11 protein-coding genes are annotated in these 15,285 nt (G+C 73.8%); 7 read left to right on the top strand and 4 right to left on the bottom strand.

The window, feature by feature from the left end:
• The gene (locus tag J3P38_RS07795; protein ID WP_246855644.1) at window positions 1-1,584 is read left to right on the top strand and encodes an FAD-binding oxidoreductase; all 1,584 of its coding nucleotides are present in this window, start codon (window positions 1-3) and stop codon (window positions 1,582-1,584) included.
• 230 nt (window positions 1,585-1,814) lie between these two features.
• Window positions 1,815-4,844, top strand: coding sequence for an amidase family protein (locus tag J3P38_RS07790; protein ID WP_210503189.1), 3,030 nt, complete (start codon window positions 1,815-1,817; stop codon window positions 4,842-4,844).
• 56 nt (window positions 4,845-4,900) lie between these two features.
• On the opposite strand, the gene J3P38_RS07785 is transcribed toward J3P38_RS07790, so the two are convergent.
• Window positions 4,901-5,587, bottom strand: a complete 687-nt coding sequence (locus J3P38_RS07785) for a pirin family protein (RefSeq protein ID WP_210503188.1) — start codon at window positions 5,585-5,587, stop codon at window positions 4,901-4,903.
• Window positions 5,588-5,604: 17 nt separating this feature from the next.
• On the opposite strand from J3P38_RS07785, the gene J3P38_RS07780 reads away from it, so the two are divergent.
• The 5 genes from J3P38_RS07780 to J3P38_RS07760 all read left to right on the top strand — a co-directional run bounded on the left by J3P38_RS07780 (window position 5,605) and on the right by J3P38_RS07760 (window position 12,477).
• Entirely contained in the window at window positions 5,605-6,951 is a 1,347-nt protein-coding gene (locus J3P38_RS07780) for a GH1 family beta-glucosidase (RefSeq protein ID WP_210503187.1), read from the top strand.
• Between the two features lie 163 nt (window positions 6,952-7,114).
• Window positions 7,115-8,185, top strand: a complete 1,071-nt coding sequence (locus tag J3P38_RS07775) for a sulfotransferase family protein (RefSeq protein ID WP_210503186.1) — start codon at window positions 7,115-7,117, stop codon at window positions 8,183-8,185.
• A complete protein-coding gene (locus J3P38_RS07770) occupies window positions 8,185-9,123 on the top strand; it encodes a glycosyltransferase family 2 protein (RefSeq protein ID WP_210439249.1) in 939 nt (312 codons plus the stop codon). The genes J3P38_RS07775 and J3P38_RS07770 overlap by 1 nt, the downstream gene beginning before the upstream one ends.
• Window positions 9,120-10,910 (top strand): glycosyltransferase family protein, encoded by a 1,791-nt coding sequence (locus J3P38_RS07765; protein ID WP_210503185.1) that lies wholly within the window; start codon window positions 9,120-9,122, stop codon window positions 10,908-10,910. The genes J3P38_RS07770 and J3P38_RS07765 overlap by 4 nt, the downstream gene beginning before the upstream one ends.
• Window positions 10,911-10,914: 4 nt before the next feature.
• Complete coding sequence (locus J3P38_RS07760) at window positions 10,915-12,477, top strand: glycosyltransferase family 2 protein (RefSeq protein ID WP_210503184.1); 1,563 nt, start codon at window positions 10,915-10,917, stop codon at window positions 12,475-12,477.
• 48 nt (window positions 12,478-12,525) lie between these two features.
• Here the strand turns inward: J3P38_RS07760 and J3P38_RS07755 are convergent, their stop codons facing one another.
• From J3P38_RS07755 to J3P38_RS07745, 3 genes are all read right to left on the bottom strand, one after another.
• Window positions 12,526-13,650, bottom strand: a complete 1,125-nt coding sequence (locus J3P38_RS07755) for a nucleotide sugar dehydrogenase (protein ID WP_210503654.1) — start codon at window positions 13,648-13,650, stop codon at window positions 12,526-12,528.
• A gap of 137 nt (window positions 13,651-13,787) precedes the next feature.
• Window positions 13,788-14,507 carry a hypothetical protein gene (locus tag J3P38_RS07750; protein WP_210503183.1) on the bottom strand — a complete coding sequence of 240 codons (720 nt, stop codon included), beginning with the start codon at window positions 14,505-14,507 and terminating at the stop codon, window positions 13,788-13,790.
• A 31-nt stretch (window positions 14,508-14,538) separates the two neighbouring features.
• Window positions 14,539-15,264 carry a hypothetical protein gene (locus J3P38_RS07745; RefSeq protein WP_210439245.1) on the bottom strand — a complete coding sequence of 242 codons (726 nt, stop codon included), beginning with the start codon at window positions 15,262-15,264 and terminating at the stop codon, window positions 14,539-14,541.
• Window positions 15,265-15,285 lie beyond the last annotated feature (21 nt).

Raw genomic sequence — 15,285 nt, 5'->3', positions numbered from 1 at the left:
ATGAGCACCGTGCCGTTCGCCGTCGAGATGCACCCACAGCGCTGGGGCGACCCGGCCGCCGCCGTCGGCCTGCCCGCCCCCGCGCTGGAGCTGGTCGCCCTGGCGTTCGGGCTGCAGCGGCTCGGCTCACCCGCGCTGGCGACGCCGCCGCCGCCCGCCCTCGGCGCGGAGCTGCTCGAGGAGCTGCGGGCTCTCGTCGGCCGCGAGCACGTGCTGGTCGACGACGTGACGCGCGCCCGGCGCACCCGGGGCAAGTCGACCCCCGACCTGCTGCGCGCCCGCGCGGGCGACCTGTCCGACGCGCCCGACGCCGTCGTCCGGCCCGACGGCCACGACGAGGTCGAGGCGGTCCTCCGGTGGGCCCACGAGCACCGCGTCGCGGTCGTGCCCTTCGGTGGGGGGACCTGCGTGACGGGCGGGCTGGCCGCGCGCCGCGACGGCTTCGCGGGGCTGGTCAGCCTCGACCTGGCCCGGATGAGGCGCCTGCTCGCCGTCGACGAGGTGTCGATGACCGCGACGCTGGAGCCGGGCCTGCGCGGGCCCGAGGCCGAGGCGCTGCTCGGCCGGCACGGCCTCACGCTGGGCCACCACCCGCAGTCCTTCGAGCACGCGACGATCGGTGGCTTCGCCGCCACTCGGTCGAGCGGCCAGTCCAGCGCCGGCTACGGCCGGTTCGACGCGATGGTCGTCGGGCTCACGGCGGCCACGCCGACCGGCTCGCTCGACCTCGGCGCGGCGCCGGCCAGCGCCGCCGGCCCGGACTTGCGCCAGCTGCTGCTGGGCTCGGAGGGCGCCTTCGGCGTGATCACCTCCGTCCGGGTGCGCGTTCGTCGCGCGCCGGAGGAGACGGCGTACGAGGGGTGGCGCTGGCCGTCGTTCGGCGCCGGGTCCGAGGCGATGCGCGTGCTGGCCCAGGCGGGACTGCTGCCGACGGTCCTGCGGCTCTCCGACGAGGCCGAGACGGCGATCAACCTCGCCGACCCGTCCTCGATCGGCGGCGCCGAGGACCCCGGCTGCCTGATGGTCGCCGGCTACGAGGGCACCCCCGAGCAGGTGCGCACGAGACGGGCCGCGGTCGCGGCCGCCCTGGAGGGCCTCGGCGGCGCGCCGCTCGGCCCGGAGCCGGGGGAGAGGTGGGCGCAGGGCCGGTTCGCGGCGCCGTACCTGAGGGACGCGCTCCTCGACCACGGCGTGCTCGTCGAGACCCTCGAGACCGCCACCTTCTGGTCCGGCCGCGAGCGGCTGTACGCCGAGGTGAAGCGGGCCTTGACCGCCGCGCTCGGCGAGGGTTCGCTGGTGCTCTGCCACGTCTCGCACGTCTACGAGACCGGGTGCTCGCTCTACTTCACCGTCGCCGCCCGCCAGGGCGAGGACCCCGTCGCGCAGTGGCGGGCCGCGAAGGCGGCAGCGAGCGACGCGATCGTCGCCGCCGGCGCCACCATCACCCACCACCACGCGGTCGGCACCGACCACCTGCCGTGGCTCGCCGCCGAGGTCGGCGAGGTGGGGGTCCGGCTGCTGCGTGCGGTGAAGGCCGAGGTCGACCCGGAGGGGATCCTCAACCCCGGGGTGCTGGTCCCCTAGCCGCTGCTCCCGCCCGCACGATCCTCGGCGGGACCCCGGCGGCCCCCGCGGCCACCCGCGGCAAGACCCGCCTGCGTCATGCGGACCGGCACGTACAGCTGCGGATCGGTATGACGCCGACGGCGTTGAAACGTTACATGGGCGAAACGGATGCCGTCGACGGCCGTCACGTGCGGCTCATAGACAGGCAGCGCCTTCATTCCCCGTCCCCGAGAGGCGCTCGATCCCACATGTCCTTCTGCACACCCGGGCGCCGCGCCGCCCGCCTGGTCGCCCTCCCGGCGATCACGGCGGTCGCCGTCGGCACCCTCGCCGTCACGCCCGCCTCCCAGGCGCTGACCGGCGTCGCCACCGCCAACGGTGCGACCGTCAACATCAACGACGCCCGCCGCCCCGGCCTGGACACCGGCTCGATCCGCAACGTGAGCGGGTCGCGCCTGGAGGGCTTCGGCAACATCTTCGTCCACGTCGACGCGCCCGCCGGCGAGGAGCCGCGGATGAACGACCAAATGATGCGCGGCTTCGGCCTGACCGCCACCACGCCCGGCTCGTACGCCTCCACGAGGTCGGTGCGCCTCGGGGACGTGCTGATGACCCGGAAGGTGCAGGTGGGCGCGGCGCGCAGCACCACGAGCTTCTTCGACACCTTCACCAACACCTCGACCGAGCCGGTCACCCTCGACGTGTCCTTCGGTGGCTCGCTGGGCTCGGGCCTGACGTCCACGACCAGTCCCAACAAGGCCACGATCAGCGCCTCGAGCAGCGGCGACGCCGCCGTGGGTCCGGCCGACACCTGGGTCACCGCGACCACCCCGGGCAACACCCGCCCGACCGGCGTCGTCGTCGGGACCGGCGTGACGCAGCTGGGCGACCAGCAGTCGAACCCGTTCGAGACGGCGTACGTGCCGACCGGCAGCCGCGCCAACGACCTGGGCTTCGTCCGGACGCTCACGATCGAGCCCGGCGCCACCGAGTCCCTGATGCAGTACGTCGTCGTGGGCGCCCTCGCCGACACCACCCAGATCACCGCCGACACGGCGGCGCTGGCGGCCACCCCGGACCTCTCGACGCTCACCATCGACGAGATCTGCACCCTGCAGAACGTCGACCTCTCGGCGTACGCCGCCGCCTGCGCCGGCGCGGAGCCGCTGCAGCTGCCGGCCGCCGACGTCGAGGTCGAGCACACCACCGACGTGGCCTACGACGTCACCGGCAAGACCATCGCCGAGCTCCAGGCCGACATGGTCGCGGGACGGGTCACCTCCGTGCAGGTCACCAAGGCCTACCTCGACCGGATCGAGGCGTACGACGACGGGGCCCTCGGTTTCCACTCCTTCATCACCGTCGCCAAGGACGCCGTCGCCCAGGCGCTCGCCGCGGACGAGGCACGCCGCGGCGGTCGCACCGGCGACCTGCTCGGCATCCCGATCGCGCTCAAGGACATCTACGACACCAAGGACATGCCGACCTCCGGCGGCACCCTCGCGCTCAAGGACTGGGAGCCGAAGAAGGACGCCTGGCAGGTGGCGAGGCTGCGCGAGGCCGGCGCCGTCATCATCGGCAAGACCGTGCTCTCGGAGTTCGCCAACTCGGGGTCCTTCAGCGAGAGCGGCTTCAAGCAGGTCTGGAACGCGCTCTACCCGTCGAAGACGTCGTTCGGCTCCAGCGGCGGCTCGGCCACCGCGGTCGCCGCCGACCTCGCGGCCGCGGCGATGGGCACCCAGACCGGTGTCTCGCTCTACGCGCCGTCGACCGGTGCCGGTCTGACGACGTTCCGCGGCACCGACGGCCTCGCCAGCACCAACGGCGTCATGCCGCTCACGTGGGCGACCGACTACGCCGGCCCGATGGCCAAGTCGGTCACCGACGTGGCGTCGCTGCTGGACGCCACCTCGACGCAGGCGACCGGCAACAACCCCGACGACCTGCTCACCAGCCGCGTGGACAACAGCCTGCGGCCGGTCGAGTGGAAGTCCTCGCTCGAGGCGGGTGCGCTGCAGGGCAAGGTCATCGGCTACGTGCCCACCGCCTTCGCCTCGACCGCGATCGTCGACGACAACGCCGGCGCGGTCGCGCTCGCGGGCGTCCGGGCCGCCATCGAGGCCGCCGGCGGCACCCTCGTGGCGCTGCCCGCAGGCGCCGCGACGGCGCCCACCAACCCGCCGGCCGTCGGCCCGACCTCGGGCAGCGCGGGCTCAGAGGGCTGGGAGCGCTACATCGCGGAGGAGCGTCCGGCGACCTTCCCGCTCACCGCGAAGCAGCTGCTGGAGAACCAGGCCAACCTTCCCTACAACGTCTCCGCCAACTACAACTACAACCCGATGGACGACGCCAGCGTCGCCAACCTGCTGGCCCGGCGCGACGCGTACAAGGTCAACGCCGACGCGTGGATGGACACCGCGTTCGGCCGGTCGGTCGACGCGGTGGTCTACCCGGGCTTCCTCTCGAGCGTCGGCAACAACGACGCCGCGTCGGCGATCATGAGCTCGGACCGCGCCTCGGGAGTGATCACCCAGGGCATCGGCCTGCCGACCGCGATCCTGCCGGTCGGCGCCAACGACGAGGGCCAGTCCAACAGCGTGCAGATCGTCGGCCGGGCCTGGGACGACGCCGCGGTGCTCGGCTACGCGTACGCCGTCGAGCAGCAGGCGAAGGCCGCGGTGCGCACCGACTTCGCCCCGGCCCTCGCCTGGAGCGGTCCGGCGGCGTCGACCACCTCGGTGCGCCTCGCCGCCACCGCGACGACGTACGGCACCGCCACCACGGCCACCGTCACCGTCGCGGCCGACCCCGCGGCCACCGGCACGGTCTCCGTCGAGGTCGCCGGCACGAGCGTCACCGGCACCCTCGCCGGCGGCACGGCCACCGTCACCCTCCCGGCCGGCACGCCGGTGGGCACCCACCTCGTCACCGCGTCGTACGCCGGCTCGCCGACGGTGGCGCCGAGCGCCGCGACCGCGACGCTCAAGGTGGACAGGGCGGCACCGAGCATCACCGCCGCGCTCGTGAAGTCGAGGATCAAGGTCGGCACCAAGGCGAAGGTCCGGGTCGCGGTCGGCGGCGTCGGCGCCTCGACCGTCCTGGTCCACGTCGGCGCCGAGGTGGTCCGCACCCGGTCGGTGACCGGCCGGAGCACGATCACCCTGCCCCGGCTGAAGGCCGGCAAGCACAAGATCCGGCTCCAGGTGGTCGCGGGCGAGCAGCACGCCGCAGCCACCAGCAGGACGCTCCGCCTGAAGGTCGTCCAGCGGCGGAGGTAGTCCATGCGGTCCGCTGGTCGAGGAGGTCGCCCTCCTCGACCAGCGGCCGCGGCCGGTCAGGCCGAGAACGACCAGACCAGCAGCTCGGCCGCCGCGCTCGCGGTGACCACCTGCCCGGGCTCGCCCTCGATCCGGAGCGCGTCGCCGTCGCCGAGCGAGGTGCCGGCGAGGTCGACGGATCCCGTCGCGGCGAAGACGTGCTGGCGCGGGTCCTCGGGCAGCGTCACCGACTGACCGGCCGCGAGCCGTGCCACGAGCAGTCGCGCACCCGACGCCCCGATGGGGAGGCCGTCGCCGCCGACCACCTCGGTCAGGCCGCCCGAGCCGGGCGTCGGCGCCTCGCCCACGACGTACGACGGCTGCCCGCCCGGCTCGCTGGGCCGCAGCCACGCCTGCACGAAGCGGCAGCGTCCCGACCCGGCGTCGGCCACCTCGCTGTGCCGGATGCCGGCGCCCGCCGAGAGGACCTGGGCCCGGCCCGCGTCCACCACGTGGCGGGCGCCCGTCGAGTCGGTGTGCACCAGCGACCCCTCGAGCACCCAGGTGACGATCTCCAGCTCGGAGTGCGGGTGCTCGCCGTAGCCGGCGCCCGGGTCGAGCAGGTCGTCGTTGTGGCACACCAGCGGGCCGAACCCGAGGTTCGCGGGGTCGTAGTGCGGGCCGAAGGAGAAGGAGTGCCGGGTCAGCCGCCCCGCTCCGGCGGAGGACGACCTCCGCGAACCGGCGTACAGGGCGACTGCCATGCCGATATCTTCGCTCAATGCCCCCGCATGACTTCCCCCTGCTCCCACCGGGCTTTCGGTTCGGGACCAGCACCGCGAGCTACCAGGTCGAGGGCGCGGTGGCCGAGGACGGACGCGGGCCGAGCATCTGGGACACGTTCACCGCCGAGCCGGGGCGGGTGGCAGACGGCACGAGCGGCGAGGTCGCCTGCGACCACTACCACCGGGTGGACGAGGACGTCGCGCTGATGGGCGAGCTCGGCACGGGCGGCTACCGCTTCTCGGTCGCGTGGCCGCGGGTCCAGCCCACCGGCCGGGGGCCCGTGAACGAGAAGGGCCTGGCGTTCTACGACCGGCTGGTCGACACGCTGCTCGCCCACGGTCAGCAGCCGATGGTCACGCTCTACCACTGGGACCTGCCCCAGGCGCTCGAGGACGACGGCGGGTGGCTCAACCGCGACACCGTCGAGCGCTTCGCGGAGTACGCCGCCATCGTGGGCGCGCGCCTCGCCGACCGGGTCGAGCACTGGATCCCGGTCAACGAGCCCAACGTGGCCTCGCTCCTCGGCTACGGCCTCGGCAAGCACGCGCCCGGCAAGGCGCTGCTCTTCGACTGCCTGCCCGCGGCCCACCACCTGCTCCTGGCGCACGGACGGGCCGCGATCGAGCTGCGCCGGGCGGGCGCGACGTCCGTCGGCTGCGCCAACAACCACGCGCCGATCTGGCCGGCCAGCGACGACGACGCCGACGTCGGGATGAGCAAGATCTTCGACGCCCTGTGGAACGGCATGTTCCTCGAGCCGATGCTGCTCGGGCGCTACCCGGTCGACCTCGTGCCGCTCTTCGAGGGCGTGGCCGCCGACGGCGACCTGGCCACCATCCGCCAGCCGCTCGACTTCTACGGCGTGAACTACGACAACCCGATGAAGGTCGCCGCCGCCGACGAGGACGCGGAGGTGCCCTTCGAGCTGCGCGAGATCGTCGGCTACCCCACCACCGACGCGGGGTGGCCGGTCGTGCCCGACGCCCTGCGCGAGTGGCTGGTCATGTTCCGCGCGCGCTTCCGCGCGGCGCTGCCGCCCATCGTGATCACCGAGTCCGGCTGCAGCTACAACACGGGTCCCGGCGAGGACGGCGTCGTCGACGACCAGGCGCGCATCGACTACCTCCGGGCCCACGTCAACGCGGTGTCCGAGGCCGTCACGCGCGGCGTCGACGTCCGCGGCTACTACTGCTGGTCCCTGATGGACGACTTCGAGTGGGCCGAGGGCCACACCCAGCGCTTCGGCCTCGTGCACGTCGACTTCGAGACCCAGGCGCGCACCAGGAAGGCGTCGTTCCAGTGGTACGCCGACCTCATCAGGGCGCAGCCCCAGCACCTGTAGCCGGCTGCCTCCGGGGCGCCGGACCTCGCGAGGGTTCCGTGAGCTTCCGGGGGTCTGCATGCCACGGGAAGTTCGCAATCCCCCGCTCAAGCGGGGGATCCGGGGACCGACCCCGCCCCCGGGCGGGTCAGGGGCGGTCGTCCCCACCGATAGTCTCTGACGCATGACGGAGCCGACCAGCCGACGGGTCGTGTTCGTCGTCGGCTCGGGACGCAGCGGCACGAGCACGATGGCCGGCACCCTGCGCACGCTGGGGCTGCACGTGCCCCAGCCCGAGGTCGTCGCCGACGCCACCAACCCCAAGGGGTTCGGCGAGCCGCGCTGGGTCGTCGACCTCCACGCCGAGCTGCTGGCGCGCAGCAACGTCCAGGTCTCCGACGCCCGCCCGCGGGCCTGGCTCGACACCGGCACCACCAGCGGCGACCACGCCACCCGCGCCCGGGTGACCGCCTGGCTGGAGGAGCAGCTCGCCGTCGGCGACGAGCTCGTCATCAAGGACCCGCGCGCCGCCTGGTTCCTCGGGCTCTGGCGGGCGGCGGCCGACCGCTGCGGCGCCACGTCGTCGTACGTCACCATGCTCCGGCCGGTCACCGAGGTGGTCGGCTCCAAGCAGACCTACTACGGCCGCATGGGCGCCGGCTCCGACCGGGGCGCGGTCACCCGCACCGCCGCCTGGGTCAACATGATGCTGCACACCGAGCGCGCGACTCGCGGCCAGCAGCGCGCGTTCGTCCACTACGCCGACCTCCTCGACGACTGGACGCGGCCGGTGTTCGCGCTGGGCGAGGCGTTCGACCTCGCGGCGGTGAAGACGGCCATGGCCGTGGACATTGCCGAGGTGCACCGCTTCATCGACCCCTCGCTGCGACGCGTCACGATGACGTGGGACGACGTCCCCGTGCCCGACCGGCTGCGCGAGCTCGCCGACGAGACCTGGCACGCCCTCGACGCCCTCGCCGCCGACGACTCGGCCGAGCTGCAGCAGACCTGCGACCAGCTGCGGGCGGCCTACGCCGAGCAGTACGCCGAGGCGGAGGCGTTCGCGCACTCGACCGTCGTCGCGCAGCGGCGGGCGGCGGCGACCGAGGCGGCACGAGGTCCGGCGGAGCGGCAGGGTGCCGCGCGCAGCGTCGCCGACCGGGTGCCCCACGCCGTCCGCGCCATGGTGCCGCCAGCCGCCCGGCGAAGGCTGCGGAGGGCCGTGGGCCGGGAGCGCCCCCGGGGCCAGGCCTGATGCCCGACATCGTCTCCCTCGAGGGAGACCCGGCGTACGACGTCACGTGGCCGTGGACCTCCGGCGAGCCGCTGGCGCCGGGGCTGACCTGCGTGTTCCGGGTGCGCAACGAGGCCCGCAACCTGCCGTGGGTGCTGCCCCCGATCCTCGCCGCCGTGCAGCAGGTGCTGCTCGTCGACAACGGCTCCGACGACGGCACCGCCGACGTCGCCCGCGAGGTCGCCGAGCGGTGCGGCGCCGTGGACCGGCTCACCGTGCTGGACTACCCGCACCGGGTCGCGCGCGCCGGCAGCGAGCACCTGGCCACGCCGGCCACGAGCGTGCACTCGCTGACGCACTTCTACAACTGGTGCTTCTCGCACGTCCGCACGACCTACTCGATGAAGTGGGACGGCGACATGGTGCTCACCCCGGAGGGCACCGGCATCCTGCGCGACCTGTCGTGGCAGCTGCAGGCGACGCGCGCGATCGTCGCGATCCCGCGCCACCCGCTCACCGTCGTCGACGAGCGCACCGGCTGGCTCGACCTCTCGCTGCGCTTCCTCGAGCCGTGGGTCTACCCGATGGGTCCGGAGTTCACCTTCGTCAAGGCCTTCGACTGGGAGCTGCGGGAGTTCCCGCCCGGCGTCGAGCGGATCGTGCTGCAGCAGGGGCTGGTGCTCGAGGTCAAGTGGCTCGACGCCGACGAGTACGCCCACTGGCGACGCGACGGCGTGGACTTCACCAACACCCGGCTCTACCGCAAGCTGCGCGAGTTCGAGGTCGACGAGGCGATCCGCACGGGCGACCCGGAGGCGCTCGGCGGACTGGTGAAGGTCACCGCACCCGAGGGCGTCCACATCATCGACCACGTCAGCCGCGACTGGCTCTGGCGCCAGCCGCGTCCGCTCGTCCAGCACTCACTGCCGGCCTCGCTCAAGGAGCGCGCGCGACCGTGAACCCACCCGCCCAGCACCCCCTCCACGACCTCCGGCTCCCCGGCCCGACGCTGGTCCTCGTCGACGACTCCGACGGCCTCGCCCTCGACGCGCTGCGCGGCGTCGAGGACGTCCCGGGCATCGAGCCGCGCGTCGTCACGCTGTCCTCCCTCGACGGGCCGCTCAAGGGCTGGGGCTCGGTGCTGGTCGTCGCCGCCGACCGCGCCCGGCTGCGCCGGATGGCGAGCGCCGTGCCGCTGCTCGGCCAGTGCAAGGCCGTCGCGTGCTGGCTCACCGACGCCCCCACGCCGTGGGTGCTCGTGCCGCGCCCGGAGTGGCCGCGGCTGGTGCACCTCGCCGCCCGCGAGGCCGGCGACCGCGGCGTGCTCACCGTCGCCCGCTTCGCGTCGGGGGCGCGGGCCCAGCTCGTGGTGATGGAGATGGCCCGGCAGGCCGCCGGGCCCGGCGAGACCACCCACGGCGGACTCGTCGTGTCCTACGCCGGCCGACCCGCCGCGCCCGGGCTCGACGCCCGCTCGGTCCTGCTGGCCGACGTCGCCGACGCCGGCGACGGCGCGCGCGACGTCCCGCCCGACGTGGTCGTCGCCAGCCGCGGTGGCGAGGTGGCCGAGCACCACGTGATCGACCGAGCCCCGACCGTCGTGACCGACCCCGGCCCGGAGCCCGTCGACGAGCTGGTGTTCAACCCCGTCGGCTTCCGCAAGGACTGGGACCACCCCGTCGTCGACCTCGCCCGGCTCGTCACCGGCTCGGGACGCGGACCGGTCACCGAGGACGTCGTGGCGGCCGCCCGCGCCTTCCAGGCCGTACGCCTCCCGACCGACACCCGCACCGCCGACCTCCTCGCGCTCGCGAGCGCCGGGGTCCCCCTGGTCACCTCGGGCGTCCTCGACGTCGCCCCGCCGCTGGCCGAGGCGCTCGACGCCGACGTCGACCTCGACGACCCCCTGCGTCGCGAGGAGCACAGCCTCGCCGTGCGGCGCGCCGCCTTCGACCACCACTCCACGCTGGCCTGGCGCTCCGCCCTCGCCTCGCGCGCCGGGGTGCGCCACGTCGCCCTCCCGCCGGTCAGCGCGCTGCTGGCGACCCGGCGCCCGGAGATGCTCGACTTCGCGCTGCGACAGGTCGCGCGCCAGCGGGGCGCGGAGGTCGAGCTGGTGCTGGCCGCGCACGGGTTCGACCCCGACCGCGACGCCGTGCGCCGCGCGCTCGGCGACCGACCGCACCAGGTCCTCACCTTCGACGCGTCGGCGTTCTTCGGCGACGTGCTCACCGCTGCCTCGCGCGCCGCGTCGAGCGAGGTGCTGCTCAAGGTCGACGACGACGACTGGTACTCGCCCGACGCCGTCCACGACCTGCTGATGGCGCGGCGCTTCTCCGGCGCCGACGTCGTCGGGATGCCGTCGGAGTTCGTCTACCTGCACCGCGGCGACCTCACCGTGCGACGCAGGCACCCCTCGGAGGTCTTCGCGCGGTTCGTGGCCGGCGGCACCCTCCTGCTCGAGCGCGGCCTGCTCCGCTCGCTCGGCGACTTCCGGCGCGTGCGCAGGTTCGTCGACGCCCAGCTGCTCTCCGGGGTGGAGGCGGCGGGCGGACGGATCTACCGCACCCACGGACTGGGCTACGTGCTGCGCCGCACCGGCGAGGGACACACCTGGGTCCGTGACGACGAGGAGTTCCGCCGACCTGACATCGTGGCCTCCGAGTGGGAGGGTTTCCGGCCGAGCCGGGCGCTGGAGGCCGACCCGCTCGACCGACCGGTGTCGGTCACGACGGATGGGGGGTGAGTCGGTGCCGCGGCAGCCTGTGGTGCGCCACAACGACTGGGGCAGCCTGACGCCGCCCACCCTCGGCGACTGGGAGCCGCGGCTGGCGGTGAGCGTCGTCGTGCCGACGTTCAACTACCAGCGCACCCTGCCCTACGTCCTGGCCGGCCTCGCCGCCCAGTCCTACCCCGCGCACCTGCTCGAGGTCGTCGTCGTCGACGACCAGAGCTCACCTCCCCAGGAGCTGCCCGAGGTGCGCCCGGAGAACACCACGCTGGTGCGCGTCGAGGAGGGCTGGGGCCGTGCCAACGCCTGCCACCTCGGTGCGTTCGCCGCCGGTGGCGACGTCCTGCACTGGTACGACGCCGACATGCTGGCCTACCGCGAGGAGGTCGAGGCGCACGCCCGCTGGCACCACCTGGTCGACTACGCCGTCCCCGGGGGCCACAAGCTGTTCGTCGACCCGACGTCCCTGCTCGAGCTCGACCCCGCGACCGTCCGCGACCGCGTCGCCGCGGGCGGTGCCGGCGACCTGTTCCCCGGGCTGGAGCACGAGCCGCACCAGTGGGTGGAGGACTACTGGGCGAAGACCGACGACCTCCGCACGGCCGGTCCGCGGGCGCAGCGCTACCACATCGGCATGACGGGCTCGGTGACCAAGGCGCTCTACCTCGACTCCGAGGGCTTCGACCGCACGCTGCGCCTCGGCGAGGACATGCACCTCGGCCACGCGCTCGCCCAGGCCGGCGGCGTCTTCGTCGTCGACCGGGAGGCCCGCAGCTGGCACCTCGGTCGCTCCCAGGTGCTCCGACGGGCCGAGCAGGTCAACCGCTTCAACGACCCCTACCTCGCCGACCTCGTGCCGACCATGCGGCCCAAGCGCAACAAGCGGGGCCGGGCCTACCAGGTGCCCTACCTCGAGGTGGTCCTCGAGGCCGGACCCGCCGACCAGACCATCCGGGTCGTCGACTCGCTGCTCGACGGCGACGTCCCCGACCTGCGGGTGACGGTCGTCGGGCCGTGGTCCTCGGTCCACGACGAGCGAGTGCAGCCCGTGGAGGACCCGGTGCTCGAGACGCGGCTGGTGCACCGCTCGTACCTCCACGAGCCGCGCGTCCGGCTCGTCGAGGCACCCGCGGTGTCCGACGCCGAGTTCGTGCTGCACCTGCCGGACGTCTCGCTCGCGCCGCTGCCCGCGGCCCTCGGAGCCCTGCTCGACGACCTCGAGCGCACCCACCACGGCGCCCGCCTGCTGTCGTACGCCGACGGCGCGCTCGCGCGTCTCGAGCGCACGTCGGCGTCGGCGCGGGTGGCGCGCCTGGCCGGCCCGGACGACGACCGCGAGGCGCTGCTCGAGGAGTCGTTCGGGGTCAAGACCTACCCGGCGACGGACGTGGGCTGGGTGCCCGCCGACCAGCGCGTCGTCGAGCGGTTCACCCTCGGGGCCCGTCCGCCGATGGACCCGGACAAGTCGGAGAACCGGCTGCGCAAGGCGCTGCGCAAGGCCGACGAGGCCGCTCCCGCGCTGCCGACCGAGCCGCCCGCCGACGGCGAGCACAAGCGGGGCCTGTTCGGCCGCCGCCGCTGACGCGTCGCCGGACCAGCCGACCCGTCGGACACCGCCGTCGTCCGCCGATCAGTCGCCGCCGAACAGGTCGCGCGTGTAGACCTTCTCGCGCACGTCGTGGAGCTCCTCGACCATGCGGTTGGCGACGATGAGATCCGCCCGCTCCTTGAAGCCGTCGAGGTCGTCGACGACCTCCGAGCCGAACCACGTGTCCTCGCCGAGCTCGGGCTCGTAGACCACGACCTCGACGCCCTTGGCCTTGAGCCGCTTCATGATCCCCTGCACCGAGGACTCGCGGAAGTTGTCCGAGCCTGCCTTCATGATCAGCCGGTGAATGCCGACGACCTTCGGGTTGCGGTCGAGGATGTCGAAGGCGATGAAGTCCTTGCGGGTCGTGTTGGCGTCGACGATCGCCGAGATCAGCGTCTGCGGGACGTCGGAGTAGTTGGCGAGCAGCTGCTTGGTGTCCTTGGGCAGGCAGTAGCCGCCGTAGCCGAACGACGGGTTGTTGTAGTGCGTGCCGATCCGCGGGTCGAGCCCGACGCCGTCGATGATCTGGCGGGTGTCGAGCCCGCGGGACAGCGCGAAGGAGTCGAGCTCGTTGAAGTACGCGACCCGCATCGCGAGGTAGGTGTTGGCGAAGAGCTTGATCGCCTCGGCCTCCGTGGGCTCGGTGAAGAGCACGGGCACGTCGTCGGCGTCCGCGCCCTTGACGAGGAGCTCGGCGAAGGCCCGTGCGCGCTCGGAGTCCTCGCCCACGACGATCCGCGCCGGGTGGAGGTTGTCGTGCAGCGCCCGCCCCTCGCGCAGGAACTCGGGCGAGAAGATGACGTCGGGGATGCCCAGCCGGACGCGGACGTCCTCGATGTAGCCGACCGGCACCGTGGACTTCACGACCATCGTCGCGTGCGGGTTGATGCGGTGCACGTCGCGCATGACCGCCTCGATCGAGGAGGTGTCGAAGTAGTTGGTGACCGGGTCGTAGTTGGTCGGCGTGGCGATGATGACGAAGTCGGCGCCGGCGTGCGCCTCCTCCGGGTCGGTGGTGAAGGTGAGGTCGAGGTCCTCCTCGGCCAGGAACCGCGAGATGTCCTCGTCGTGGATCGGGCTCTGGCCGGCCTTGAGCCTCTCGATCCGGGCGGCGTCGAGGTCGAGGCCCACGACGATGTTGTGCCGGGCGAGCAGCACCGCCATGGAGAGGCCGACGTAGCCGAGGCCGGCGACGGAGATCTTCGTGGTCACGGCGTTCAGTCTGCCGCACGTGGCCGGCCGGGAGGTGAACTCCGGGCGCACCTACCGAACCTGGGCGGTGAGCGCTCTGCGGCCGGCTCTCACCCGTCGGCCTGCGGCGGCTCGGGCAGCACCGCGAACCACGGCTCGGACCAGCCCGAGACCCGCAGCGTCCCGGTGACGAAGGCGTCGCGGGGGAGGACGACGCGCCGGCCCGTGGCCGGGTCGTACGCGGTGAGGCGGTCGGCGCTCGCACCGACGACCAGCACGACGTGGCGGGGCAGCAGCCGGTTGCCGACGAAGAGCGGGACGGCGTGACCGGTGCCGACGCTCACGGCGACCTCGTCGAACGCCTCTCCGCGCCGGCGGGGTGAGATCGTCCGGACGCGGTGCCTGGTCCCGGGCGGCGTCGTCCCACCGATCAGGCTCAGCTCGCGGGCCAGCGACCACGGCGCGGTGCCGTACCGGCGCGGCCACGGGACCTGGAGGTGGCCGTCGGCGTCCGCCCAGTGGCTCGTGCGCGCGTGAGCGGCCAGGGCCTCGTCGGCGAAGCGGCGCTCCGGCGCGCGCACGTCGCGCCGGCTCCCGCCGGCCTCACCCGTCGCCAGCCACCGGGCGTACGACGGGTCCCCGAGCATCCGCGCCACGACGAGGCACGCGGAGCCGCAGCTGGTCCGGTCGGGCTGGACGAGTCCTGCCACCACCACGCGCCGGCCCGCGCCGAGCGGTGCCGGACCGGCGACGACCGGCGGCCGCCCGGGCCCCGTCCACCGGGCGAGCGCGACGCGCAGCCAGGTGATCGTGACCTCGAGCAGCCGCACGGTCCATGTCTACCGGTCCACCGGCTGGGGCTCAGCCGCGGTCGGCGGAGTTCCCGGTCACCACGACGTAGAACCGCTTCCGGGTGCCGTCGGTGGTGACGCTGCCGTCGCTGTTGCGCGGGCTCACCACGAGGTGGTTGGCGTTGCCGGTGCCGGGGGGCGCGCAGTTGACCACGCCGGGCTGGCACATCGCCGCGGTGATCTCGCCGGAGAACTCCGGGTTCGCGTCCGCGCCCGCGGCGCGGCCGTTGGTGATCGAGTCGCCGTTCTGGTCCACCGTGTTCTGCAGCGCGACGACGGCGAGGATGCCGTTGTCGGCCAGGTTCTCGCCCGCGTTGATGTAGACGTTGCCGTTGGCGCGGAGCCCCGCGGTGTCGGCGCCGGACGGCGCGAGGGTCGGGTAGGCGGCGGTCACCGAGAACCCGCCCGACTGCGCCACGATCGCCCCGGTCGCGTCGACCAGCGCCCAGCGTCCGACGCCGGCCGGGCCCTGGGGACCGGCGGGGAGCTGGCCGGCCGAGAAGTCCTTCGACTTGAGTGACCCGTTGCGGACCTTGTTCGAGCCGATGACGCCGTTCTTCAGGTCGCGGCCCTTGAGGGTCCGGTCCTTGACGTCTCGCGACTGGACGGAGTCGTTGCGGATGTCGGCGGAGCCGATCAGACCGGTGGCGTACGAGGTCCCGGTGGAGGCCACGACCAGCGCCATGACCGAGACGGCCATGGAGGGGGACGGGCGGCGGAGAGCGGGGAGGCGCATGAGCGTGTGACCCTTCGTCGG

It is taken from the genome of Nocardioides xinjiangensis (assembly GCF_017916455.1).
GTDB classification, from domain to species: Bacteria; Actinomycetota; Actinomycetes; order Propionibacteriales; family Nocardioidaceae; genus Nocardioides; species Nocardioides xinjiangensis.
This window is presented reverse-complemented; position numbering and strand designations above follow the sequence as displayed.

Coding starts and splice junctions, on each gene's coding strand:
- J3P38_RS07795 (WP_246855644.1), top strand. CDS start 1: ATGAGCACCGTGCCGTTCGCCGTCGAGATGCACCCACAGCGCTGGGGC.
- J3P38_RS07745 (WP_210439245.1), bottom strand. CDS start 15,264: ATGCGCCTCCCCGCTCTCCGCCGCCCGTCCCCCTCCATGGCCGTCTCG.
- J3P38_RS07785 (WP_210503188.1), bottom strand. CDS start 5,587: ATGGCAGTCGCCCTGTACGCCGGTTCGCGGAGGTCGTCCTCCGCCGGA.
- J3P38_RS07790 (WP_210503189.1), top strand. CDS start 1,815: ATGTCCTTCTGCACACCCGGGCGCCGCGCCGCCCGCCTGGTCGCCCTC.
- J3P38_RS07770 (WP_210439249.1), top strand. CDS start 8,185: ATGCCCGACATCGTCTCCCTCGAGGGAGACCCGGCGTACGACGTCACG.
- J3P38_RS07775 (WP_210503186.1), top strand. CDS start 7,115: ATGACGGAGCCGACCAGCCGACGGGTCGTGTTCGTCGTCGGCTCGGGA.
- J3P38_RS07755 (WP_210503654.1), bottom strand. CDS start 13,650: ATGGCGGTGCTGCTCGCCCGGCACAACATCGTCGTGGGCCTCGACCTC.
- J3P38_RS07780 (WP_210503187.1), top strand. CDS start 5,605: ATGCCCCCGCATGACTTCCCCCTGCTCCCACCGGGCTTTCGGTTCGGG.